This is a genomic window from Klebsiella sp. GB_Kp056 (genome assembly GCF_040064755.1).
Classification (GTDB): domain Bacteria; phylum Pseudomonadota; class Gammaproteobacteria; order Enterobacterales; family Enterobacteriaceae; genus Klebsiella; species Klebsiella quasipneumoniae.
In genome coordinates this window covers 15,717-40,209 of record NZ_JBEAJA010000036.1, presented here as the reverse complement: position 1 = coordinate 40,209, position 24,493 = coordinate 15,717, and the positions used below count along the sequence as shown (strand labels likewise).

At 54.4% G+C, this 24,493-nt stretch carries 17 protein-coding genes, 1 tRNA gene and 3 pseudogenes; 4 read left to right on the top strand and 17 right to left on the bottom strand.

Going from position 1 to position 24,493, the window contains the following annotated elements; translation table 11 throughout:
• Positions 1-55 precede the first annotated feature (55 nt).
• The 3 genes from fadJ to ABLV52_RS03815 form a co-directional block, all read right to left on the bottom strand.
• Positions 56-2,200 (bottom strand): fatty acid oxidation complex subunit alpha FadJ, encoded by a 2,145-nt coding sequence (gene fadJ / locus ABLV52_RS03825; RefSeq protein ID WP_186976785.1) that lies wholly within the window; start codon positions 2,198-2,200, stop codon positions 56-58.
• Entirely contained in the window at positions 2,200-3,510 is a 1,311-nt protein-coding gene (fadI, locus tag ABLV52_RS03820; protein ID WP_048336257.1) for an acetyl-CoA C-acyltransferase FadI, read from the bottom strand. The genes fadJ and fadI overlap by 1 nt, the downstream gene beginning before the upstream one ends.
• Before the next feature lie 158 nt (positions 3,511-3,668).
• Positions 3,669-3,953 carry a YfcZ/YiiS family protein gene (locus ABLV52_RS03815; protein WP_023290542.1) on the bottom strand — a complete coding sequence of 95 codons (285 nt, stop codon included), beginning with the start codon at positions 3,951-3,953 and terminating at the stop codon, positions 3,669-3,671.
• Between the two features lie 373 nt (positions 3,954-4,326).
• Here ABLV52_RS03815 and fadL point away from each other — a divergent pair, with 373 nt between their 5' ends.
• On the top strand, positions 4,327-5,649 hold the full coding sequence (fadL, locus tag ABLV52_RS03810; RefSeq protein ID WP_023290543.1) for a long-chain fatty acid transporter FadL: 1,323 nt from the start codon (positions 4,327-4,329) through the stop codon (positions 5,647-5,649).
• Between the two features lie 58 nt (positions 5,650-5,707).
• Here the strand turns inward: fadL and mlaA are convergent, their stop codons facing one another.
• Entirely contained in the window at positions 5,708-6,469 is a 762-nt protein-coding gene (mlaA, locus tag ABLV52_RS03805; RefSeq protein ID WP_032453618.1) for a phospholipid-binding lipoprotein MlaA, read from the bottom strand.
• Positions 6,470-6,758: 289 nt separating this feature from the next.
• Here mlaA and ABLV52_RS03800 point away from each other — a divergent pair, with 289 nt between their 5' ends.
• The 3 genes and pseudogenes from ABLV52_RS03800 (at position 6,759) to ABLV52_RS03790 (ending at position 9,126) form a co-directional block, all read left to right on the top strand.
• The gene (locus tag ABLV52_RS03800; RefSeq protein ID WP_023290545.1) at positions 6,759-7,688 is read left to right on the top strand and encodes a formate/nitrite transporter family protein; all 930 of its coding nucleotides are present in this window, start codon (positions 6,759-6,761) and stop codon (positions 7,686-7,688) included.
• 88 nt (positions 7,689-7,776) lie between these two features.
• Positions 7,777-7,851 (top strand) — tRNA-Arg (locus ABLV52_RS03795).
• A 153-nt stretch (positions 7,852-8,004) separates the two neighbouring features.
• Positions 8,005-9,126 (top strand): annotated as a pseudogene (locus ABLV52_RS03790) (IS3 family transposase).
• An 11-nt stretch (positions 9,127-9,137) separates the two neighbouring features.
• On the opposite strand, the pseudogene tssJ (ABLV52_RS03785) reads toward ABLV52_RS03790, so the two are convergent.
• The 13 genes and pseudogenes from tssJ (ABLV52_RS03785) to ABLV52_RS03725 form a co-directional block, all read right to left on the bottom strand.
• Positions 9,138-9,404: pseudogene (gene tssJ, locus ABLV52_RS03785) on the bottom strand (type VI secretion system lipoprotein TssJ); the annotation flags it as partial.
• An 89-nt stretch (positions 9,405-9,493) separates the two neighbouring features.
• Entirely contained in the window at positions 9,494-10,054 is a 561-nt protein-coding gene (locus tag ABLV52_RS03780) for a hypothetical protein (RefSeq protein ID WP_053065909.1), read from the bottom strand.
• Complete coding sequence (locus tag ABLV52_RS03775) at positions 10,044-10,928, bottom strand: glycine zipper family protein (protein WP_348890026.1); 885 nt, start codon at positions 10,926-10,928, stop codon at positions 10,044-10,046. Before ABLV52_RS03775 ends, ABLV52_RS03780 begins: the two co-directional genes overlap by 11 nt.
• Positions 10,929-13,400, bottom strand: coding sequence for a type VI secretion system tip protein VgrG (vgrG, locus tag ABLV52_RS03770; RefSeq protein WP_348890025.1), 2,472 nt, complete (start codon positions 13,398-13,400; stop codon positions 10,929-10,931).
• A 4-nt stretch (positions 13,401-13,404) separates the two neighbouring features.
• Entirely contained in the window at positions 13,405-13,929 is a 525-nt protein-coding gene (gene tssJ / locus ABLV52_RS03765) for a type VI secretion system lipoprotein TssJ (RefSeq protein ID WP_348890024.1), read from the bottom strand.
• A 35-nt stretch (positions 13,930-13,964) separates the two neighbouring features.
• Positions 13,965-15,047, bottom strand: coding sequence for a type VI secretion system baseplate subunit TssG (gene tssG / locus ABLV52_RS03760; protein WP_048336262.1), 1,083 nt, complete (start codon positions 15,045-15,047; stop codon positions 13,965-13,967).
• Positions 15,011-16,780, bottom strand: coding sequence for a type VI secretion system baseplate subunit TssF (gene tssF, locus ABLV52_RS03755; RefSeq protein ID WP_348890023.1), 1,770 nt, complete (start codon positions 16,778-16,780; stop codon positions 15,011-15,013). The genes tssG and tssF overlap by 37 nt, the downstream gene beginning before the upstream one ends.
• A 33-nt stretch (positions 16,781-16,813) precedes the next feature.
• Positions 16,814-18,421: pseudogene (gene tssA / locus ABLV52_RS03750) on the bottom strand (type VI secretion system protein TssA).
• Positions 18,422-18,440: 19 nt separating this feature from the next.
• A complete protein-coding gene (locus ABLV52_RS03745) occupies positions 18,441-21,812 on the bottom strand; it encodes an ImcF-related family protein (protein WP_348890063.1) in 3,372 nt (1,123 codons plus the stop codon).
• Positions 21,805-23,013 (bottom strand): hypothetical protein, encoded by a 1,209-nt coding sequence (locus tag ABLV52_RS03740; protein ID WP_348890022.1) that lies wholly within the window; start codon positions 23,011-23,013, stop codon positions 21,805-21,807. The genes ABLV52_RS03745 and ABLV52_RS03740 overlap by 8 nt, the downstream gene beginning before the upstream one ends.
• Before the next feature lie 2 nt (positions 23,014-23,015).
• Complete coding sequence (locus ABLV52_RS03735) at positions 23,016-23,279, bottom strand: PAAR domain-containing protein (protein ID WP_063925123.1); 264 nt, start codon at positions 23,277-23,279, stop codon at positions 23,016-23,018.
• Between the two features lies 1 nt (position 23,280).
• Complete coding sequence (locus ABLV52_RS03730) at positions 23,281-23,586, bottom strand: hypothetical protein (RefSeq protein WP_068814652.1); 306 nt, start codon at positions 23,584-23,586, stop codon at positions 23,281-23,283.
• Between the two features lie 71 nt (positions 23,587-23,657).
• The gene (locus ABLV52_RS03725; protein WP_348890019.1) at positions 23,658-24,416 is read right to left on the bottom strand and encodes a hypothetical protein; all 759 of its coding nucleotides are present in this window, start codon (positions 24,414-24,416) and stop codon (positions 23,658-23,660) included.
• Positions 24,417-24,493 lie beyond the last annotated feature (77 nt).

Genomic DNA, 24,493 nt, shown 5'->3' with positions numbered 1-24,493 from the left:
AAACAGCCAATCAACAGCGTCATCCGCAGCCGGATTTACCTTCTTTGACCATAACTTAGGTCATCCGTTCATCCGCTGGCCAAAAGGTGGTCCCCTGTTCGGCCATGCGTAATAAAGTGTCACAGGGTGTAAAACGTGGGCCGTACTGGGCGGCCAGGCGCTGCAGGATCGCGGCAACTTCACCCGCGCCGATAGTATCCATATACCGGAACGGGCCGCCAAGAAATGGCGGAAACCCTATACCAAATACGGCGCCGATATCACCATCGCGCGCGCTACGGATAATCTGCTCATCAAAGCAGCGCGCCGCCTCGTTAAGCATCATCATCACACAGCGCTCCGCCACCTGCTGCGTGGACAACCGCGACTGGGGGCGGTCGATGCCCAGCAGCGGATAGACTGCCGGGTCGGGCCGTTTTTTGCTTTTACGCCCTTTTGTCTCATAAAGATAGAAACCACGATTATTTTTTCTACCTTTGCGATCGTCCTTCAAAATCGCGTCAATGATGTTTGCAGGCGGGCTGAAACGCTCTCCAAAGGCATTCTCCAGCACGGGAATAATTTTGGTGCCGGTATCAATACCTACTTCATCCAGCAGTTGAACCGGTCCCACCGGGAAACCAAATTTCACCAGCGCCTTATCAATCACCTCAACCGGTTCTCCCTCCACCAGCAGGCGCATCGCTTCATTTATATACGGCGCGAGGATGCGGTTTACATAGAAGCCCGCTTTGTCCGCCACCACGATCGGCGTTTTCCCCTGACGTTTAGCCAGTTGCACCACCGTGGCGATAGTCTGCGGATCGGTTCCTTTATGCGGGATCACCTCAACCAGCGGCATTTTCTCCACCGGACTGAAAAAGTGCAGGCCGATCACCCGCTCAGGGTGGCTGGCATGGGCGGCTATATCGCCTATCGGTAACGACGAGGTATTCGAGGCAAAGATAGTCTGCGGCCCGCCGTTTTGCTCCACTTCACTGACCATCCGCTGTTTCAGCGCCAGGTCCTCGAATACCGCCTCAATCACCACGTCGCGATGGGTAAAGCCCTGATAGTCGGTAGTGCCTGTGATCAGCGCCAGTTGACGATCGCGCTCACTGGGGCGCAGTCGACGCTGGCGAACCTGTTTGTTCAGCAGATCCCAGCTGTACTTTAAGGCGTGGTTGATCCCGCCCGGCTGAATATCTTTGATTCGCACTGGCAGTCCGCCTTTACAGGCAGTCACATAGGCGATCCCCCCACCCATCAGGCCGCCGCCCAGGACGGCAACGCTTCTCAGCGGAGCGGGTTCCGCCTCAGCGCCACGGTCTTTTTTCAGATCGGTACTGGCAAAGAAGATCGATCGCAGCGCCTGCGACTGCGGGGTCATCGCCAGTTCGCCAAACGCGCGGGCCTCTTCGGCGTAACCGCTGCTGCAGCCATGGGCCAGACCATTCTCGACGACCTGCAAAATTCGCTTCACCGCCGGGTAGTTGCCCTGGGTCTTGCGCTGCGTTTGCTTGCCGACGTACTGGAATAACAGATGGCGACCCAGGGGGCCCGCCAGCACGCGTTCGCGAACAGGCACCTCGCGGCTGGCCGGGCGCCCCTTCAGCGCCAGCTCCACCGCCGCCTGCAGTAAAATTGTCTGCGGAACCACCTCGTCCACCAGACCGGCCTTCAGCGCCTGGCGCGGCCGTAACTGCCTGCCGGTGAGCATCATATCCAGCGCCGTGCTGACGCCGATCAGCCGCGGTAAACGCTGCGTCCCGCCGGAACCCGGCAGCAGGCCAAGCTGTACCTCCGGCAACCCGAGTCGGGTTTTTTCGTCATCGCTACAAATGCGGCCATGGCAGGCCAGCGCCAGCTCCAGTCCGCCGCCCAGACAAGCGCCATGGATGGCGGCAATGACCGGAATCGACAAGCCATGGATCTCGGCCATAATCTGCTGCCCCTGGCGCGCCAGCGCTTCCGCCTCCTGCGCGCTGCGGCAGCGGGCAATCATGTTGATATCTGCGCCGGCGATAAAGTTATCGGCTTTGGCGGAGATAAATACCACGCCGCGCACCGACTTATCGTCGCGTATCTGGCGTATCAGTCCCCGCACCTGATTGCCGAACTCGGCCTTCAGGGTATTCATTTTTTCACCCGGGGCATCGATGGTAATCACCGCGATGTTGTCCGCACGGACCTCAAGCTTAAAAGCGGAAACCGTATCCATTATTCAGCCTCCACAATCATCGCCGCGCCCAGACCGCCTGCCGCGCAGGCCGTCACCAGACCAAATCCCCCTCCCCGTCGCCGCAGCTCATGCAGCGTCTGGGTGATCATCCGCGCGCCGGTGGCGGCAAAGGGATGACCGTAGGCGATAGAGCCGCCGAGGACGTTAAATTTACTCTCATCCACCTCACCGGTGGCCTGCGCGCGGCCCAGCACCTCGCGGGCAAAGCGGTCGCTTGCCAGACACTGAAGATTGGCCAGCGTCTGCGCGGCGAAAGCTTCATGCATATCGATAAGCGTGAGATCCGCCAGCGTCAGGCCAGCGCGCTCCAGCGCCAGCGGCGTGGACCATGCGGGCCCCAGCAGCATATCCTGCCAGACGTCGATGGCGGTAAAGGCATAGCTGCGCAGATAACCCAGCGGCGTCAGCCCCAGCTCTTTGGCCCGCGACTCGGTCATCAGGATCACCGCCGCCGCGCCATCCGTCAGCGGCGTGCTGTTGGCGGCGGTAACGGTGCCATGTTTACGGTCGAAGGCCGGGCGTAACTTTTGGTAATCTGCGAGGGTTGAATTTTTACGGATGTTGTTGTCCTGCTCCAGCGGCTGGCGGAAGGGGGGCGCATAGGCGGTCATCACCTCCGCGGACAACTTTCCCTCTTCCCAAGCTTTAGCCGCCAGCTGATGTGAACGATGCGCCAGCGCATCCTGTTGTTCCCGGCTGATCCCCCAGCTTTTCGCCATCTGTTCGGCGGTATCGCCCATCCGTAAGCCGGTTGAATATTCCGCCACCGCCGGGGGGACCGGTAGCAGGTCGCGCGGCCGCAGGCGGGAAAACAGCTTCAGTTTCTGGCTCAGCGTGCGGGCTTTGTTCGCATCGACCAGCGCGCGGGCCAGCGTTTTGCTGACGCCGACAGGCAGCACAGAGGAGGAATCGGCACCGCCGGCGATACCGGCGCGGATGGTGCCGGCCATCAGGCTTTCAGCGACATTCGCCACGGCCTGGAAGCTGGTGGCGCAGGCGCGACTGACGCTGTAGGCGTCGGTGTGCACGCTCATTCCGGTACCGAGCACAATTTCCCGGGCGATATTCGGCGCCTCCGGCATCTGCACGACCTGACCGAAGACCAGCTGTTCAATGGCTTCCACAGGAATGTCGCTGCGCGCCAGCATTTCGCCAACCACCATTTTTCCTAAATCAACGGCAGGAACGCCATGAAATGCCGTCGCCTGACGCGCAAACGGCGTGCGTAACCCTGTGACAATGGCAATGCGATCGCCCTGACGGGTGATAAGCGGTAATGCCTGACTCATAACTCTCCCCTGTTAACCAAGACAACCAAGTGGTCTGACCTGATAGCATTGTTAACTAATTTTTTACATTAAGCCAATCGGGGAAGCGAAAAATTGCGAGCCAAAACACATTGAACAGAAAAGATAACGCCCCTTTCACGGGGCGCTAAGCGGAGGGATTAACGCAGACCCAGCTGGAAGATGAGGGATTCGGCTTCACAGCTAAACACAAAATCGATATCCAGCTTTACGCCGCCGTCAACGTCGGCGAAGACGGGATTAATTTTGCACGGTTCAGATTCCACACTGCGGGCTTTTTCGCTCAGCGCGGCGAGCATTTGCTCTGCTTCCGCGCGGTTGGCGAATACGCGGCTGTATGAGGCGGTGCAGTCGGTGTTGTCGACAATGGTCCCAACATCCATACAGCAGCAAACCGGGGTTTCATCAGCGCTACATTTACTCATCGTAGATTTCCTCTGGATATGCACCTGCGGTGCCAGACAATTAATGTGCCTATTTTACGCCCGCCCTCCGGTTTGCCTCCAGCCGATAATCGCTATCACCGCGTTAAGTGACAGAAATCACACTTAAAAATGATCTAAAACAAAAATCACCTTTTCTCCGTCGCCTTCCCCCCGACAATTTTGCCAGCTGGATCGCGTTTCTGTTATCACAATTGAAAAACTTCATAAACAAACTTGCAACAACTCATCTGGTCAGACCTATACTCAGCGCACTGGTCTGATTTCTCTGTTGTACCGCAGACCCTACACTTCCGCGCTTCTGTTACGGCATGTAACATAGTTTAAAAAAAAATAACTCAATGAGGTTATGGGCATGAGCCAGAAAACCCGCTTTACCCAATCTGCCCTTGCAGTGGCTGTCGCACTTGTTTCCACCCAGGCCTGGTCAGCAGGCTTCCAGCTCAACGAATTCTCTTCATCAGGGCTGGGTCGGGCCTATTCCGGTGAAGGGGCTATCGCAGATGATGCAGGCAATGCCAGTCGTAACCCGGCATTAATTATGATGTTTGACCGTCCGACTATGTCGGCGGGCGCCGTTTTTGTCGACCCGGGCGTCAATGTCTCCGGCACTTCCCCCACCGGCAAAAGCCTGAATGCGGACAATATCGCCCCGACGGCGTGGGTACCCAACTTCCACTTTGTCGCGCCGATTAACGATCAGTTCGGTTGGGGGGCGTCCATCACCTCCAACTACGGCCTGGCAACAGAGTATAACGATGATTATGCGGCCGGCAGCATGGGCGGTAAAACAGACCTGACTACGGCTAACTTCAACCTGAGCGGCGCCTATCGCCTCGACAGCAACTGGAGCTTTGGCTTAGGTTTCGATGCGGTCTACGCTAAGGCGAAGATCGAGCGCTATGCAGGCGATCTGGGCCAGATTGTCGCTGGCTCTGGCGCGCTGCCGCCGGCGCTGGCAGGTCAGGTGGCGAAGATCCCAGCCGACACGCAGATCGCCCATCTTAACGGCAATGCGTGGGGCTTTGGCTGGAACGCCGGTATCCTCTATGAGCTGGATAAGAACAACCGCTACGGTTTAACCTACCGTTCCGAGGTCAAGATCGATTTCGACGGTAACTATCGCAGCAGTCTGCCAGCGGCCTATAACCAGATCCTTGGCAACTTCGGTCTGCCGGCGGGTACTAACGGCCAGACCACCGGCGGTTCACTGACCCTTAACCTGCCGGAAATGTGGGAACTGTCGGGCTATAACCGCGTGGCGCCGCAGTGGGCGGTCCACTATAGTCTGACCTACACCAGCTGGAGCCAGTTCCAGGAGCTGAAAGCCACCGGCAGCAACGGCCAGACGCTGTTCTATAAAGAGGAAGGCTTTAAGGACGCCTACCGCGTAGCGCTGGGGACGACCTATTATTACGACGATAACTGGACCTTCCGCACCGGTATCGCCTTCGACGACAGCCCGGTACCGGCCAACAATCGCTCCATTTCCATTCCGGACCAGGATCGCCTGTGGCTGAGCGCGGGTACCACCTACGCGTTCAACAAGGATGCGTCGGTTGACGTCGGGATTTCCTATATGCACGGGCAGCATGTGGAAATCAAGGAAGGCCCGTATACCTTCCGCTCCGAAGGGACCGCCTGGCTGTACGGCGCCAACTTCAACTACCGCTTCTGATAAGCAGCGCGCAACAAAAAAGGGTGAACATCATGTTCACCCTTTTTTTATTCGCAGATTACTGTGAATCGATATCTTTCAGTTCATCCTGAATGGCCTGGGCGTTCGGATTGTCCGCCGGGGTCAGCTTACCGCCGTTGGCGATAAAGTCATGACGCTGGAAGTAAGCCTCACGCACCAGAATGTAAGGATCGGAAGACTGACGCAGCAGGCCGTCGGAATCCAGCAGCTGAGCGCGTGTCTCAATCCCTTCTACCGCCCATTTGCCGATCGACATCGGCCAGGTCAGCCAGGAGAGCACCGGATAGAGGCCATCGGCCATATCGCCGCCTTCGTCACGCAGGGTAAAGCTGCCGTAGAATGGCAGTTGCACATACGGGCCATAGCCGACGCCATAGTGGCCGAGCGTGCTGCCGAAACGATGCGGTTCAACGCGCTGCAGCTGCGGATTAGCCATCCCGGCGACATCGATCAGACCCCCCATCCCGAGGATGGTGTTCAGGAAGAAGCGGGTAAAGTGGACCATACCTTTATACGGGTCGCCCTGCAGGAAGGAGTTCACCATCACCGCCGGCTCTTCCAGGTTGCTGGTGAAGTTGCTTAAGCCATTGCGCGCCGGCTGCGGAACATAGTCACGCCATGCCACCGCGACGGGACGAAGCACGTAAGGATCAACCACGTTAAAGTTGAAGTCAAACATCGTGCGGTTAAACCCTTCTAACGGGTCTGAGCGCCCCTGCGGCCGATCGCCAGAGCTGGAACTGGCACATCCCACCAGCAATGTGGCGCCAAGCGCAAGCGCCGACAGGCGATAATTCATAGATGTCTCCCTGGTTTTTATGGCTATCGCGAGTTGCCATCCATGACGGAAAGACAACGTTTCCGCCCGTACAGATGTGAGCGATTGTAACAGCACGTTGAACGATGTCTATATCACCCAAGTTGTTGATTTGATCATAGCCTGGGAATAACGAGATCGCGGGGCTCCTATTCTAGCGGAGCGACAAAAATCTGACGTTACCATTTTTGCGATTTCAGAGTATGCCCAGCCAGACGCCAGGTAAAGCCGCTACGCTATTACAATACAGAGTGATAGCGAGGGCCACGAAATGGATGAACTTGATGATAACAAATTAAAGCCAGCGGACGACGAACGTGAGGTCGAAAGTGAAGAAAAGCAGCGCGGGGAGGAGATAGAAGTGGATGAAGACCGTCTTCCCTCGCGGGCGATGGCGATCCATGAACATATTCGTCAGGAAGGGGAAAAAGAGATGGAGCGCGATGCGCTGGCCCTGCTGTGGTCTGCGATTGCGGCCGGTCTGTCGATGGGCGCCTCGTTGCTGGCGAAAGGGATTTTTCACGTCAAGCTGGAGGGGATCCCGGGAGGGTTTTTACTCGAGAACCTCGGGTATACCTTCGGCTTTATTATCGTGATTATGGCCCGCCAGCAGCTGTTCACGGAAAATACGGTCACCGCCGTACTGCCGGTGATGCACAATCCCACCCCCGGAAACGTCGGTTTACTCATGCGGCTATGGTCTGTGGTGCTGGCGGGCAATCTCATCGGCACCGCGGTGGCCGCATGGGCCTTCAATTATATGCCTGTTTTTGATGAGCCGACCCGCCAGGCCTTCGTCAGCATCGCCGAAGATGTGATGAAAAACAGCCCGACGGAGATGTTCGCCAATGCGATTATTTCCGGCTGGCTGGTCGCCACCATGGTCTGGATGTTTCCCCTCGCCGGCGCCGCCAAGATCGTGGTGATCATTCTGATGACCTGGCTTATCGCCCTGGCGGATACTACCCATATCGTGGTGGGCTCGGTGGAGATCCTTTATCTGGTGTTTAATGGAAGCCTGCCCTGGAGCGACTTCATCTGGCCTTTCGCCCTGCCGACGCTGGCGGGTAATATCTGCGGCGGGACCTTCATCTTCGCACTGCTGAGCCATGCGCAGATCCGTAACGACATGAGCAACAAGCGAAAAGCGGAAGCTCGCGCGCAGGCCGCTGCAAAAGCCAAAAATGCCGACCGGGCATAAAAAAGCGCTCAGAATGGCGAGGGTTTAAGCAGTCAGACGGTATAGCTCTTACTCAGGCGGGCGAAAAACGCTATACTCGTGCCGCCTTGTCCCCTTAGTTAAATGGATATAACGAGCCCCTCCTAAGGGCTAGTTGCAGGTTCGATTCCTGCAGGGGACACCATAACCAGCCGCAATAGTCTTCTCCCTCAGCCCCCATTGCGTTACATCAACATTCCGTGCGAAAACATAAACCTACACTCTCCTTTCCCTATCGCTTGTAAGCATCCCTGTGAACCAAACCATTCACTTTTAGAGATCTTCCGTCATATTGATGATGTCCTTTGAGGAGCTCGCCACGCGTAAAGCACGATTCACCGAACACCAGATCATCGCCGTTCTCAAGTCCGTTGAAGCCTGACGTACCGTCAGGGATGTCTGCCGCGAAGCCGGTATTTCTGAAGCCAACTATTACAACTGGAAGGCGAAGTAGGCGGTATGGAAGCCTCAGATATCAAAAAGATGAAAAACCTGGAGGAAGAAAATCGCCGTCTCAAACAAATGTTCGCCAATCTGAGTCTGGAAAATCGTGCGTTAAAAAACGTAATCGAAAAAAGCTTTAAAACCAGCGATAAAGCGTGAACTCGTCAGCTATCTGACGGCGCAATTTGCCATGAGTTTACGCCAGGCCTGCAGGACGTTATCGCTGAGCAGGGCAGTGTATTTTTATCAGCCCGATACCCGGCGTGATGAGCCGGTGATCCATGTGCTAGCTGAACGCTATCCGCGCTACGGCTTTAAGAAGCTGTTCCAGCTGCTGCGCAGGCAGGGCCATACCTGGAACCATAAACGTGTTCACCGGATTTACTGCCTGCTGAAACTGAATTTTCGCCGTAAGGGAAAGCAACGGCTGCCAGTACGTAATCCAGCACCATTGACGACGCCGCAAGCGTTAAAACAGAGCTGGTCCATCGATTTTATGCACGACGCGCTGGTGTGCGGTAGACGCTTTCGGACCTTCAATGTGGTGGATAATTTTTAACCGTGAGGCACGGGCGATAGAAATCAACCTTAATATCCCGGCTCAGCGAGTCGTCCGGGTGCTGGACAGGATCGTGATAAACCGCAGCTACCCGCTGAAGATGCGGATGGACAACGGGCAAGAACTGGTCTCATTTACGCTGGCACAAAGGGGCGAAGAACATAGCGTACAGCCGAATTTATCAAGCCGGTAAACCAACACAGAATGCGTTCATCGAACGGTTCAAACGGACATACCGGACAGAAGTTCTGGATTTTTACCTGTTCAGAACACTGAATGAAGCACGGAAAATGACAGAGCGCTGACTGATGGAATATAACAACCAGCGGACTCATGAATCCCTGAACAACCTGACGCCGGAAGAGTACCGGCTGATGGCAGAAAAAACCGGGAATCTCAAAAAGTGCGTGGAACTAAAACGGGTGTGCTTACACAATTGTGCGGGGTTTGTCCGGGTCGAGGTCGTCACGAGTCAGCACCAGTCGCCAGCGGTTATCCTTATAATCCGGCCGGTTAAACAGCCCCACCACCGCCACGAACTGAGCGTCTTCATCCATAGGCACATTGAGCGTCACGCAGCCCTTGGGCATCACCAGCAGCGATTTTAACGCCAGTACGTTGTCTTTAAGTACCGTATCGGCATTACGCAGCAGCGTCTGGTAATCGGCGGCATCAACCGCTTTACGATCCCTGAGCTAACAGGTCTAACACTAATAAAGGACACTATAAATTTTATGTAGACAATTTCAGATAACCAAGGCGAGTAATGTTGTAAATTTTTTAGTTAATGACGGCACTCCAAAAATTCAATAGTATCAACCGAAAAATTACTTCGTTCGAGATATTGTTTTTTTTCATCTTCCCTCAAACTATTCCAAAATGGTTCCCAATATACATCCCACCAAAACGCCATCTCTCCTTGCAGACTACCATAATCACCAAGGTTTTTATCAGGGAATACCGTTTCTGGCCCTGGCGGCTCTAAGCCTTTCTCACAAAGACATTTGACAAATTCATTATCATTAGTGATAAGCCTTACTATATCCTGTCCAAACTCTTTAAATTTATAACAAATGAGAACTTTATTATGATCTACAATTTTCTTTTTCCTCTCATTTATTTCCACTTTTTCATTAAAAAACAACCTAATTAAACACTCAATAACTGATAGATCTTCAGGATTAATCATAAATCGCGCTGAGTGAGCATATATATTGTTTTTTTCTAAAGAAACAAATGAAGGATATACATCCCATCCCTTTGGCAAAGCACTAAATTGTACAAAAGGAAATTCATCCTGGAATTCATTCTTTTTTCTAAACAAACTAAATAAATTAATTTTCATCAATATAATCCGCCACCCAATCGGCTCCAAAGTAGCCTGCAGTTCCGAATATAATTCCGCCAACGAGTCCTGTCAGAACCGCCCCTGGCCCTGTCTCAATACCAACCGCCGCACCTGCCACTGTACCTATTTTTGCTCCGGCAACTGCCATCCCCCATCCTCCTGCTTGTCTGATGACCTCAGCAGCTATCGGTTTCACGCTACCGTTTTTAAGCGATTTTTCAGACGCCTGCTCTAGATCATAGGCTGTGAAGACAATCCCTGTTACCTGTACCACACGAGCACCGCGCGTAAAATACTTTGTGTATTTTAATGTTTCTGGAGTAAAAACTGCAGCAGCTGGTATTTTTTCACCGTGCAGCAATACTTCTTTATCTATATCCTTAACATAAGTTGCTATTTTATCAATGCGTTTCTCCAGGTGGGGATATTGTTTCTTATAATCGTCAAGACTCCTAAGTATCTCTTCTGTAGTAATTAATTTTGCACCTGATTTAACAGCTTTATCAATATCAACGATAATTGTTTTACCTTCAAATCTTGGGGATCCTTCCGGAAATGCAGAACTAGTAGAGATATACGCTGATGCATTATCCCCCATCACATGCTCTGCTACAGAGTAGGGAGCAGAAAAATTCTTTGGAATTAAACCATATCGTTCCGGATTAGTCTCTGAAAGTATTTTCGCTTCTGACAAATCCATTTTTGAAAGGTAAGAATCAGAGTTTGAAGCATATATTTTTCTAACTAAAAAACCGTCTTTACCTGGCTCATCAACAACAGTAAAAAAAAACGCTCGAGCGGGCATTAACAAACCAGTTACGTCGTACGTTGAATGTGGAGTTTCATTAGTTAACGTTGAATACTCAGTCATCTACCATTTCTCCAGAGCCTGGACACCTAACCAGATGGTAAGTTTGGATGATTCCTTTGAAAAAACGCGTTTGCATAGACCTTGATTGTCGGTGACACCTTTAAATGTTTCACCACTTTCGCTAGAGATAAAATACGGAACATTGGCCATAGGCTTACCACTATCATTCAAGATCCGGAATTGTTCATCGAAGAATCCATCCCTGATTAAATCTTCAACTAATGGCATCGATATTGGTGACGTTGGTGTTGAATTTGCACCAGCCGCCATCGTCCGCTTCACCTTCCTTATATACGTCGCTGTCGTGCCATACTCGACCTTCCCGGCCTCAAGCCGCAGATAGCTTCCTCCGCCGATCAGCGTGATGCGTTTTTTTCCTGCAAAGGAGATGTCACTCGCTGAGCTCAGCGTCAGCTTCTTCTCCGCAAACAGCCTCATATTGCCGTTCTGCGCCTGCGCCTCCGCGGGGCCTTCCCCGGATTTCAGGCTCAGCTGTCCGGTGCGGGCAAACAGGCCGAGCTTTTCTCCGGCCAGGGCGGTCATGTTACCCATGACGCCGGTGCTGATGTCCCCGCCCGCACTGATGGCGACGTTTTTGCCGGCGGCCAGTTGCAGATGTTCGCCGCTGGTCAGAGCCATCCCTTCCGGGGCGGACATCAGCAGCGCCTTATTGAGAGGCTTCAGCCGCTGCTCAAACATCCGTATCTGGCTGTCAACATCCGCCTTCAGCGCCTGCGCCTGCTCCGCCGCGATTTCCAGCTGCTGTAGCTGCTGGTTGAGCCGGTCTATTTCCTTCAGCGCAGCGCTCATATCCAGTGCGTCACCCTGCGCTTTCGCCTGCGCATCCGCGCTGACAAACAGTCCCTTTCCTGCTCTCAGGGTTCCCCACTCATCGGTGCGCAGCTCTGCGCCCGTGCCGCGACGTTGCCCCTGCGCATCCACCAGGTGCCCGCTGTTGAGCTGCGTCCTGCCGTATTCCGTGGCGAGCTTGATGTGCTCCTGACTGCGCTTGTCTTCCATCCGCAGCTTGTTGTTCGCCGGGGTGCGCAGCACGTTGCGGGTGTGATTGTCACGGGTGATGTGGTCCGGGTGCGCCGAGTCGTGCAGCGCATACGCGATATACGGCAGGTCTATATCGCCGTTGCTGTACGCAATCGCCACTTCGGTCCCGTCGGTGAGGGGGGTGTGCCAGCCCAGCGTTTCACCGGCATAAGGCTTGGCCATCCGCAGCCACAGGTAGCCGTAACCCGGTTCCGTACCCTCCCGGTCGAAGTCCGGCTTCACCCGGTAGCGCCCCTGCTCGTCCAGATGGGCGTAGATATCGTTCTTTTCCCGGCTCTCAATCCGGGCCGGAAGTGTGCCGTGGATTTCCGGTCGCGGGATTTCCGCCGGGCGGAAACAGTATCGTTCGGTATAAGGCATGCCCCATACCGACACATGCAGGCGGGAATCACGGGCGCCACGAAAGGTCACCAGCGTGAGGATAACGCCTTGTTTCAGGGCCGTAATGACATTCCCCTGCGGCTCCAGCACCTGCCCGGGCGCGAGATGTGAAGCGTTGCTGAACAGGTGAATGCGTGCCGACCTGTTGAGCTCCCGCTCGTGGTGAAGTCGGGCCCAGAACGCGCCGGATTCGGTTTCCGGCTCCGGGTCGCTGTCATCGCCCGCTTCCCGGTACGGCTCCTGGTAGCGGTAGTGTTCGCCCGTCGTCACCGCATCACTGCGCACGCTGACCACCGTATCCATCGGCGTGGTGGCGGTGCGGTAGTTGTAATCCCGCGTGACGACGGTGCCGGTGGCGATATTGTGCCAGGTCCGCACATCCCAGACCGATTCTGCCGCGCCGTCGAACAACCCCGATGGCTCGCTGTACGGCAGGCGCACATCAAACTGGTAGTTAAGCTGGCTGTCGGCAAAAATAAACGTATCCAGACCGCGCACATCGTCCATCTCCGTACGCCAGTAAATCCCCACCTCAGACAAAATACGCTGGATGAATTGCAGGTCCGTCTCCTGCCACTGGGTGATAATTTCACGCGGCGGGTAGGTGCGCTCCAGGCGGAAGTCAAAATCAGGTCCCTCCAGCCCGTGTTTACGCAGCACCTGCTCAACCACCTCAGGAACGGACTGATTCTGATATACCGCGCACTGTCGGGTGTATCCCAGAAGCGCCAGGCGGGAACTGAGCGTAAGCCGGTAACGGGACTGGTCCCTGGATGTGGAAAGCCATTCCAGGCGGGTCACCATGCCGTGGATATTTTTGCCGCCACGCATGCGGAAGGAGGCATATTTCATCAGCACCTCTTCCGGGGGGATGTTCGCCTGCAGCGTGGTGAACTCGATGTCCCATCTGAATGGTTCGCTCAGTGCTTCCCTGCCGTAAAAACGCAGAACATCCGGCTTCACTGAACTGTCATTGATATCCAGAAAATATCGGGTCTGTCCGTCAAAAAGCGCTGACCAGTTATCCATCACGTCACTCCTTCACCGGCACGAGGCTGAGCCAGCCATCAGCCAGTTCAATCGTGCGGGGTTTGTCCGGGTCGAGGTCGGCACGGGTCAGCACCAGGCGCCAGCGGTTATCCTTCTGATCCGGGCGGTTAAACAGTCCCACCACCGCCACGAACTGAGCATCTTCATCCATGGGAACATTGAGCGTCACGCTGCCGTTGGGCATCACCAGCAGCGCTTTTGACGCCAGCATATCGTCCTTAAGTACCGTATCGGCCTTGCGCAGTAGCGTCTGGTAATCGGCGGCATCAACCGCTTTACGATCCCTGAGCTGATAGACTCTCACCATGGTCGCCAGCGGCGTCTGTGCGCCATCGGCGTTAATGGCCGTACGCGGGGTAAAATCCAGATGCAGCGTTTTAATTTTCCTGTAGAAGATGGATTTCGTGATGCTGACCGTACCGTCCGTGACGGTCTGCGTCAGACCGCAGCCTGAGAGCAGACCACAGGCAATAAGCGTCAGCGCCCACCAGCGGGTTATTGTTGCCATTCAAAAGTTCCTTTATTGAGAGTGGGAGTACGTGATTATTCGAAGCGGTAGTGCCCGTCTTCAGCGGACGGTAACGCAGAACATTGCAACCCTTCATAGCAGCCCAGACTGACGGTCAGACTCTCCCGACTATTGCTGAGCTTGCCAGCTTTCAGCCCCAGCAAACCGGTGCGGCCCAGCTGGATACGCCTGCCTTTGCCAAGGCGGGGCTCAGGCAGCAATCGTACAGGTACGGTGAGACGCAGTCGGGCGTCACTGCGGTAGCCGAGATAGACGCGCAGCAGGACCAGCAAATCGGTATGGAGGACACCACCGGGTAACCAGCCTTCCGCCTCGTCCGGATCCGCTGTCTCCAGCGTCACCAGTACCCGGCTGCATGCTTCCCTGGCCGTTTTACCCAGCGTGGCCCGCTGCGAAAGACGGATACGGTTTCCGCCCCCCAGCCCACTGCGGTTATCGATACGAACCTTAACCGGATCCGGTTCGGTGATTATTGCCCGGGTATTTGGCGCCAGCAGGCTCACCACAGCCCGGATGCCTTCGGCGTTACGCGTGGGCAAACGCATGGTGCCCAGCAGGGCCAGAAAGCGGGACACCGGCGTTGCCACCTGCTCAGACGTACCCGGTATACCGAGTCCCACCAGCCCCAGCAGACACTGTGATGTGGCATCTCGCCCACCGGCCTCGAAGGTTGCCGGATACGCGTATTTTCGCCAGATCCGGTAATACTGCGTAGTGATCCGGTGGCTGAAAATGTCCAGGAATGAAGTGACCGCCTCGTGTCCTTCACGGCGCTGCGCGATATCGTCCAGCCAGGACGTCGGCAGAGGGGAGTCCACCCCATACACACCAAGAAATGTCGTGCGGACCGTTGGGGGCAATGTCGGATGGTCTTCGTCGGTCTCCACCGCTTTCAGGGTACTGACCGGGAACCCCATACCTGGCCAGGGCCTGAATCGTACCGGGTCGTCGCCCGGATGGCTGGTAGTGCCCAGTTTCGGCGCGTCCGGATTTTCCTGTTCCAACAGCTGGCAGAAACGATAAAAATTGGCCCGCCAGATATCTTTGTTAAGGGCCAGCGTCAGCCCGGTACGTGCTGGCTGTGATTCTCGCGCCATCTCAGTCGTTTCCCTGTCGGTTGCAGCACCAGCGTGAGCTGGTTAAAGAGGTGAATATCGGCATAGCGCGCGAAGAATCGGTGCAGCATCTCGCCAAAGAGATTTACATCGCCCTCGCCTGCAAAATTATCCGTATTCAGCGTGACCTCAATGCCAACGCCCCTGAGCATAAAGCCCTTCTCAAAACGGCGGATCAGGGTGTGCTTCACAGCGACGATGGCTTCAAGCCGACGGCGATTCATTTCATCGTCGGTCCAGTCATAGAGCGCCAGCGTGCCCCGCAGCACTTCCGGATTGTCCATCATGCTGAGGAAGTTTGATCCGAGGTGACTCATCACCCGCCAGTGAAAACGATCGTTTGCCGGGGGATATAACGGCATTGTCGGTGCTGTGACGTTCAGTACCCTGACGGGCACTTTGCCGGTTTTGACCACCCTGTCCAGCAGAGTGCTTTCCAGTGCCTTACGCGGAAGCTGGCCGTTGGTACCGGTTATTCGCATCGAAAGGGATTCTGGTTTATCGGACAGCTGCTCCAGCTCGAACGAGCGCCCCCCGAGAATTAACCAGGTGTCATACAGACCAGAGGGGCCGCGTTTCACGCGAGTGTGGAAATAACGCTCAGGAGCATCGTGGCGCATCATACCGCCCCGGTGCCGAAAGCTGGTGAACGGCACATAAGGATGTTTGCCATTCTTCACCGCGCCATGGATGTTATCGACGCTGTAAATCTCGGTGTGACCATCCTGAAGACGCAGCGGCCTGAGCAGGTATTCGTTCTCCAGCGGGTTAAGCGTCAGCGGGTCGGCTTCCAGGGTGAAGAGGTTGATGACCGGCGCACAGTGCAGCCGGAAGTTTTCCGTTTCAAAAGGCAGATCGGATGACCAGGCTTCACTGAGCACGATGTCGATTTCAAACCAGGTGCTGGCCGCAGTGAGCCCGATGGCCTCGAGGCCGCGCATTTCCACAAACATAAACTTCGGACGGAAGCTGAAATACTCCAGCAGTAGCTGGTAACCGCTGAAGGCTGTATCGGCTTTCTTCCACAGGCCGTCATTGTCATCAAAGCCCATGGGTTTGCACCAGCCATCAAACTGATGACGTTCGGTGTATGTCCCTGCATGGCGGGCATACATGGCGTGGACTCGACGGGTCATTGCCAGATGCAGCGCAGAGCTAACCGGACTCTCTGCGTTGAGGAATATGGCGACCTTGTCGATCCCGGCTTTACGCCAGTCCACTTTTTCAGGGCATTCGAAGCGCAGACGGATAGCAGAGCGGCCATCGGTTTCCGTATGCAGGCGGGCGTCAGCAAGGTGCAGCGGTTGTAGCGGCACATCGCGGGTTGTCCGGTACTGACAAGCTGTTTTATACGGCCCGACAGGACGTGACAGAACGGAGAAGCCTTCCGCCAGCATTTCGGCCTGACGCAGACTACGCCAGTCAGGGGAGAACTCAACGATGGCCAGCGACGGGATGGTGCGCATATAGTGCGGCCACAGCAGACTCACCAGCCCTTCGGTGAGCTCTGGCAGATCATCATCCAGCTTTTCACGCAAACGGCCCATCAGGAAGGCAAAGCCTTCAAACAGACGTTCCACATAGGGATCGCGGGCGCCAGGTTTATCCAGATTAAGCATTGCTGCTCGGTCCGGATGAGCCCGGGCAAACTCTTTACCGGCTTCTCGCAGGTAGCGCATCTCTGCTTCGTAATAGCGCAGGGTTAAATCATCCATGAACGGCATTCCTGAAAATTATTAAAGAGTACATTAGCCACAGAGCGCCATGGCACGGGCCGGGTCGATGGCGATCAGGCGCGCCAATAGCGTATCCATCTCAGGCATCAGACGGGATTTATCAGATTCGCTGCGACCGGCTTTCAGGCGCAGCAGCTTCATGCGACGAGCCTGGACTTCAAACAACAGTGCGGGTTCCCAGTCTTCCAGCGTCAGCTGTGGTGCACTGGTGGTCAGTTCGCCAAGCAGGTGAAGCGCCATATCGTTTCGACCATACTGCTCTGCCACCCGGGCCATCAGCAGGCGTATCAGCCAGCGATGGCGTGGTGTGTCCATTCCTGGTCGGGACTGGAGCCAGGCAAGCGCCGCCTCGGGTCCTTCCGCGTCGCCTTTTGCCATAGCTTCGGATTCAAGAAGCAGCACATCATCAGCCTGGCCATTAACGACGGTTGCGGGTTCATCGCCATACAGCAGGCCTTCTTCATTCACTTTTCCAGCGATCCAGGCGGAGGTGACTTCATCAGCGAAGGGAGTACCGTCATTCCATGCCAGGCCTTCAAGTCCCGGAAGGCGCTGAAGTAGCAGTCGCAGATCAAGAAGAACGGAATCTGTCCAGGCATCCCACGGGTGACCGGCATGACTGAGCCCCTGCCAGAGATACCATTGAAGATCGAGCTAGAAATGATTCACGCCCTCGCAAAACATCTGACTGGTCTGCTCAACCAGTTCAGTCCAGTTTTTTTGAAGCCAGAGCCGCTTTAGTTGAGCCCGATACTCGACCTTCGGCGGTAACAGGCGGGTGCGCCCGCTACTGTCCAGCGGAGGGATCTGATCGACCGTGTCCCAACGCACGGTCTTTATCAGCCGGTAAGAGGCCAGCCAGCCCTGCGGCTGCTCGCTCAGCCAGCGGGAAAGTAACTTTGCCTGGTCGAGTAAATCGCGGCCCGATTTTACCGCTGACAGTTGTGGTGAATCCGAGTGGGCCGGTTCGCGTCCGTGCTCCTGAGTACTGCTGTTCTGGGGGACCAGTGCTTCCATCCCCCCCGAACGTGCCAGGCGGTTTTCAAGAGTGGTACAAAGCCCTGCAAAAGACGGTTTCTCGGCTTCCGGCCAGTCCGCCACTGTGGATTCAAGCAGGCTTATGGCGCCCGCCGTAAGACCGGCATCATTGCGGTCTACCTCAGGCCATAACAGCAGTGCATCAATCACTTTTGCACTGTTCAGCCACTGCAGCGCAGCTTTACGTGCTGCGGGACGCTGAGGATGACATGCCTGCCCGTAGCGAGTCAGCATTGCGACAAGCAGCAATAAACCTTCAGCCAACCCTTTTTCACCGTCGCGGCTGAGTCGGGCCTGCACATACCAGGTCACCACACGAATGTCTTTTGCGCATTCGTAAAGACACTTTCGGGCCAGCTCGCACAACCGCGCTGAATCGGTACCCGATATCTTATTGATCTCTTCACGCATCAGCAGAAAATTATCATCGTATGCGGGATCGTCCCCGGTTTCAGACCCCGGGGTGAACGGGTGCAGCCAGTTATCCCATAATAATAGGGCGCTGGAGGCTTTTCCGATAAGATGCTGCTGCTCTTCCTGATTTGTGGTACATGCCGATAACAGTGCCTGGGGTGAACTCATGTTTTTCCTTGTCTCATCTTTATTCGACCTCTTCAGCGCTGGCTGCAACCGTAAATATGGTTTCAGGCAGCGTGAAACCCTGAAGCTTCAGTAACGCCAGAGGACCGTCGCCCAGCTCGTTGCGCATCACAAACTTCAGTGGATTCCCATCGGGCGTGATCCACATCAGCTGCATGCGGCTCGCATCAAGAGGCGTGATTAGGGCTTTGTCCAGCAGGCGAATGAAACCCCAGTTACCCTGGTTGTTTGCATAGAGCTGCATACCGCTGTTGACGCTTCGCCAGCTGAGCGATACGCCGGGGTAGTAAGTATTCCCCGGCCAGGTGAATTTCTGCCAGCTTTCCATCTGGTTGAAAAAGTCCAGATTCTGCTCATCGAGGATTAACTGCACTCTGGCAACATCCCGTGTAGGTCGCGCCATCAGTTCGAAGTGAACACCCGCATCGCCCTGAGAGAACACGATATCTGACAGTTCCGCCAGCTGATTAATCGCCCGGAGGAAATCCGGACTGACAACCATCCCCTGACTTGTGGAAGGGTTAACGATCCAGCGATTCCCCTCCAGGTGGATGATCCCGCCAAGATTAGTTTTCAGGAAAGTAGTGATTCGACCCGAGTCGCTACGCAGGAACTGAGCCAGTAACGGCAGCGAGGCATCGCTGCCGGTGGCTTTAAAGGGGTATCGTCCCGCAAAGGCCTTATTCCACTGTTCGACAATAGTTGTCTGCCAGCGGGCATTGAGGCTACGTGCAGCCGGGGCAAGTACCTGCCGCCAGGCCAGATCCAGCGGTTGCACAAATAACGACTGGCCAAATCCATTCCACTCCTGACCCAGACTCGCCGCAACCAGACTGCCGTAATCGCGGGTATCGGTCAGATCGATGGCTTTGCCCTGGAATACTGTCTGGGCCAGCATCTGCGACATAGCCTGCGGATCCGGGGCGCTGGTGACCTGCTGAAGCTTGAGCCGCACCTGGGTTACGCGAGCCAGCCAGGACTGGAAACTGAGGTTACCGTTGGCACCTGTGCCGTCTTTACCTTCCATCAGCCCCATCAGCGGTCCAAACACGCCATCGAGCGGACCTTTAGGGCCCTGTGCCTGTTCAATAAACTGTCTGGCATTTTTTTTCTGACCGATCAGTTTTTTCGCTGAGTCCACTATCGAGTCGGCAAGTCGTTCTCCCTTCCCCCCCGTTTTCCCCTGCCAGGCCAGCGTGTTCATTAGGGCAACCAGCGGTGACTGGCGGACATCGCCTATCAGATTGAGCTGGGCAATCGCTTCGGAAAGTGACGTAGCTTCCTGCCACTGAATGCTGTTGACCATGTTCAGCCAGGCGTTACCAAAATCGGTAAAATAGCGTTCAGTCAGGCGGGCCTTTAGCGCCTCCGGGGAGATATCGCTCCTTGTCTGGTGCGTCTTATCCGTCAGTACCCAGTCAATTTCATCGCGGCGTGTCTTGACGACCTCGTTAATCGCATCCTGAACCTGCTCTTCCCAGGCCTGACGCGTAAACATTCCCGGGACGACTTCGTCAGTGCTGAATACCGTTGAGGCATCAGTGTCGCCGGTCATATCTGCAAGCGTTAAATCAGGCCAGTTGCTGGCCACGCGCTTCAGCATGTCCTGATATAACCCGGACTCAGCGTTCCGCTGGCCAATCTGCTTGAGCAGGATCTGACGGACCGTGCTGATTAATTCCGCGTCAGGCTTAATTTTCCATTCCGGATGAGCCGGGAGGTTCTGTGCGTAGAAACCCAGCAGTTTCGGTGCCAGGTCCTGCCATGTGCCATCCGCCACATTCTGACGCTTCGGCCAGGCTACCAGTACGTTTTTTGCCAGCCAGTCTGCGTCTGCTTTGTCAGGACGGGCCAGCATCAGATAACTTTTGAGCACGTCATAGGTGTGCTGTGTGCCCTGCGTACGGGCATCACTGGCAGGAGGCAGTTGCACAAAAGCATTCAGCAACTGCTTGAGATAATCTGCGGTGGCATCCCTCATCAGCTGTGCGTTGTTTATCGCATACAGCGGCCAGAGAGCAGCCAGCGTTTCACTGTCCTGATTAAGACCAAAGCGCGTGTACCATGGGGCGCCGGTCGCCTCACGATGTTGCCGACGGGCAATGGCTTGCTGTAGTACAAGCTGGTTGTGCAGGCGTTCAGCCAGTGGTTTTGCGGTATCCGCTGCCTGCCTCGCCGTTTCCTGTGCCTCATAAATCTGGGTACGGTTAACGATCAGGGACAGCAAGGTACCGGCCCCCCACAGGACAATCAGGGAAAGCAGAATTAACCTCAGCATCTTCAGCCAGTCGACGCCCAGCTTCCTGCCGCTGACGGCATCACAGTCATCAATGACGGCTTTCCATGTCGGCGTGTCGAGGCGCGTGTTCGGCACCGTTCCGGCAACGGCCATCTCAGAGCTGAACATGACTCCGCGTAAACGCCAGGCCGCAGATCCCTGCATCAACCCGCTGAGCAAAACGGTCAGACTGGCTTTCAGTTCGTGTTGCAGGCGGAAAGATAACTGGAGCAGGCCGTTATGAACCGGATTGTTCAGTATCTGTGCCATGCCGGCTTTTTGCAGGCGCTGAGACAGCGTAGTCAATGCCTTATCCGCCTCTTTTACAGTGCCTTCCGGTCCGAATATCACCCCTGTCGCAGCCGTGTCCGCGTCCTGCTGAGCACCTTTGGCTTTGTCAGTCAGCCACAGCCAGACAGGCGCCTGCCAGCCCAGCTGATGATCGGCTTTTTGGCGGCAACGCAAGAAAGCATCCCGTTCGCTATCTGTCGGGAGGGCTGAAGTACTCATCACCTGAATAATGCCATCAACCGGCTGGCGAGATCGCAGGCGCTTCAGTTTTGAAAGGAAGTTCTCATCCGGAAGTGACTGCGCATCACCGCCATAAATCAGTACGTTGCCGTCGCCTTCCTGCCAGAGGTCATGACGCAGACCCGGTGCCGCTTTCTCGACGTCGTCCGGGTTGCCCATCACCAGCAGGAGTCGCACTTTACGCTGCCAGCGGCGTCCATAGCGAAAGCGCAGGTGTTCAGACACGGCGTCTTCGCTGAAGACCAGCTCATCGTCATCTTCTTCACTGAGAATGGTGTTTGCCACCGGAGTGATACTCTCAGCCTTTTTCTGCCCCCACTGGAAATACAACCCGGATTTACCGGCGAAGTCGAAAGCCTTCTCTGTCAGCCAGCCGAGTAAAAACATCGCCGCAACCATAATGGCGCAGAATGTGAGTATTTGTTGACTGTCATACGGCCCGAAGCCGGTGGCTGAGGCCACATTTTCCGGAAAGGCATAAAACAAAAATGCCACGATGGCTGTCAGGAAAAAGGCGACAGTCACAATGGAGCCGATGAGTGTTTTTACTTTTACCTTAGACATTCTTAGTCGATTCCTTGCGAACTTCTTCTTTGGTGATGACGGCGACCCAGATGTCGTCCTTGTCAGCGACGGGTTGGGCGGCGATAACCTGGGGGCCTCGTTGTTCAAAAGCCGCATCGGCAAGCGTGATGGCCAGCCATGGCGCAGCATGGCCGGTATATCCCAGCACGGGATCGATACTGGAATTGTCTTCTGAAAGGCTAAATTCCACTCCGCTCTCTTCGCAGGCATTATTCCAGCCGCTGCCCGACGTCAATGTGGGACCGGAGATCCAGCCTCCTTTGAGTTCATTGGGCAGGGTCTTCGACCAGATCAGCGCCCGGGTAAGTGTCTTTGTGAGCGTTGTTTCTGTTCCCCTTTCGGGGCGATGAAGGCGAAGCGCATCCGCCCAGGCATGGGCTTTGCGGTTGCTCAATACCACCATTGAGACAGCATCAGCATCTTCTTCCCGGGGAGACGCCGGTAACGACAGCGTGATGGCAACCAAAATGCCCGGAGTATCCCATCGCTTATCCAGCCAGGCATCAAACGCCCCCAGCCCTTTTCCGGCCATCAGGCGAAAAATCCTGCCCGTCTTGTGTGAGAGCTTGGCTTTAAGCTGCTCTTCAAACAGGGGATAAAGATCGTTATCACAATCCAGCACCAGCCAGCATGGCAGCTCGGGCGGAAGCGGCTTAACTATCCCCTCTACACGTGTGGTCAGTTTATTAACCGCTGCTTTCAGGGCCTTCGTTAAATCAGTCTGATATTCTGGTAATGCCGCGTATCTGACCGGTTTGTCACATCCTCTTGGGCGAGAGAATTCGATAACAGGAGCTGCGACTTTCATTGCCTTCAGCAGGTCATCGACTTTGTTTCCGGCCGGACTCTGAATATAAGTACCGAGGATCCAGGCGCAGCGCTGACCGCGCAGAATTTCACTGTCGATGAGTGCTTCCCGCTCGGCATTGCGTGATTCCGCACCGACCTGTTCTGCTTTATAGGCAAATCGGCGTAAGCCGAAAATAAGCCCCCAGGTGCAAAATGGAAGACCCAGAGCGGTGAACCAGAAGACAAATCCGGTTCGCTCTGACGTCCAGCACCATAGCGTGAGCGCTATGCCCCCCAGCATGACAAACGCGAGGAATAGCAGCCAACGACCGGTGCCGGGACGTGCTACCTTAGGAGCCTTTTCAGGGATGGCATCCAGCCAGACGGGCATAATCAGGCAACCTTTGCTGCGGCAAATGAACTGATCAATGTGCAACCACAGGCACATTTGTGACCGTGAAAGGCAACCGGGATACCATGATCAAGGTAATCAGGGTTGCCTTCTACGATGGTTGTAGGGCCATGTCCCGGAACCGGGCAGGACACTTTGTCACCTTTACGGGCAACGCCAATACCGCCGAATTTCATCGTATCGGAAGCGGTCAGGACCGAGCCGCCGTGAGTGGTTTTATCGCCTTTTCTGATTATCTGAAGCATTTTATTCCTCTCCAGGGATAGGTATCCCCATGTTAATTGATGCTACTTTGTTAGCTTTTAGTGTGAAATCCAGATACATATCACCTAGCGTGTAACTGATTTTTTCAGGTGTAATTTGTGCCTGATTCGCAGGATAGGCTTTAAACACTTTATCAGCAGGGTCGCCAACTTTTATTCCACGTAAGGTAGAATACGCTGGCGTTTCTACGTTAATTGCCGAGATTATATAATCATCATCAATTGTATATTGTCTCTTATCATAATTAGCATTTGAGGAAACCAAACTGATATCTTTATAAATATGCATTGTGTATTTATACAACCCTCCGACAGCATTAGGGAAGTCTCCTATATAAGAAGAACCTGTTTCGTCTTCATCTATGCCAGAAAGTTTATTGCTATAGAAAGAACCAATCCCAATCCATCTCTTATTTTTATAACGATAAAGTCAACAATATTAATTTGAGTGTTATTATAAAGTGTGATGGTTGGATTGAACTCTTTTAGTTCTGATTGGGGAATCCAGCCGAAAACATCTTTCCCCGACGTTGTCACATACTGCGCCAAAATGAAATCTGCATATTTTTTGAGGGCATATACATTGTCGCCTTTGATAATAAAGGTGTTTTCTTTTTGGCAGATTCGGTCAGGTGCATTATAGAGCATAACCTTTGTCTTAGCCGCTGTTGAGAATGCATTGCTTGGTATCTTGAGCCCTCCGCTGAAAGCCTGTGTGGCAGCTAAATCGGAAACTAATTCACAATGATTTTTTATAGGGTGATTGTTTTTTATGTCGAGGTGTTTTAGTTGTGATTTGTCAAGCCATCCAGTGACTGACCATGAATCATTTTTTGCATAAGAAGCAGAAACATAACCGTTGTATTCTGTATGCCCGGTTATAATGTCTCCTGGCACCAGGAAAAGATCATTTATCTTGAAAGCCTTATTCGGGGAGCTAAAGAAATAAAGCCGCTTTGTGGAAGCCACTTCAAAATAATTGTTATCCGGATTAATGTAAGTTTGCGATGCTTCAGATTTTCTTCCATAATTTTCACATTCGTCGTTCGCAAATGCAATACTTGAGTATAAATAAATTGAGATTATGAAGATACACTTCAGAATTAGGGATTCCTTCATTAAAAGTCCTTTTATCGCTTTGAAGTATGGGCTCTACCTTGAGCCAGAATGTATCATCCGTATATATATGCTGAATC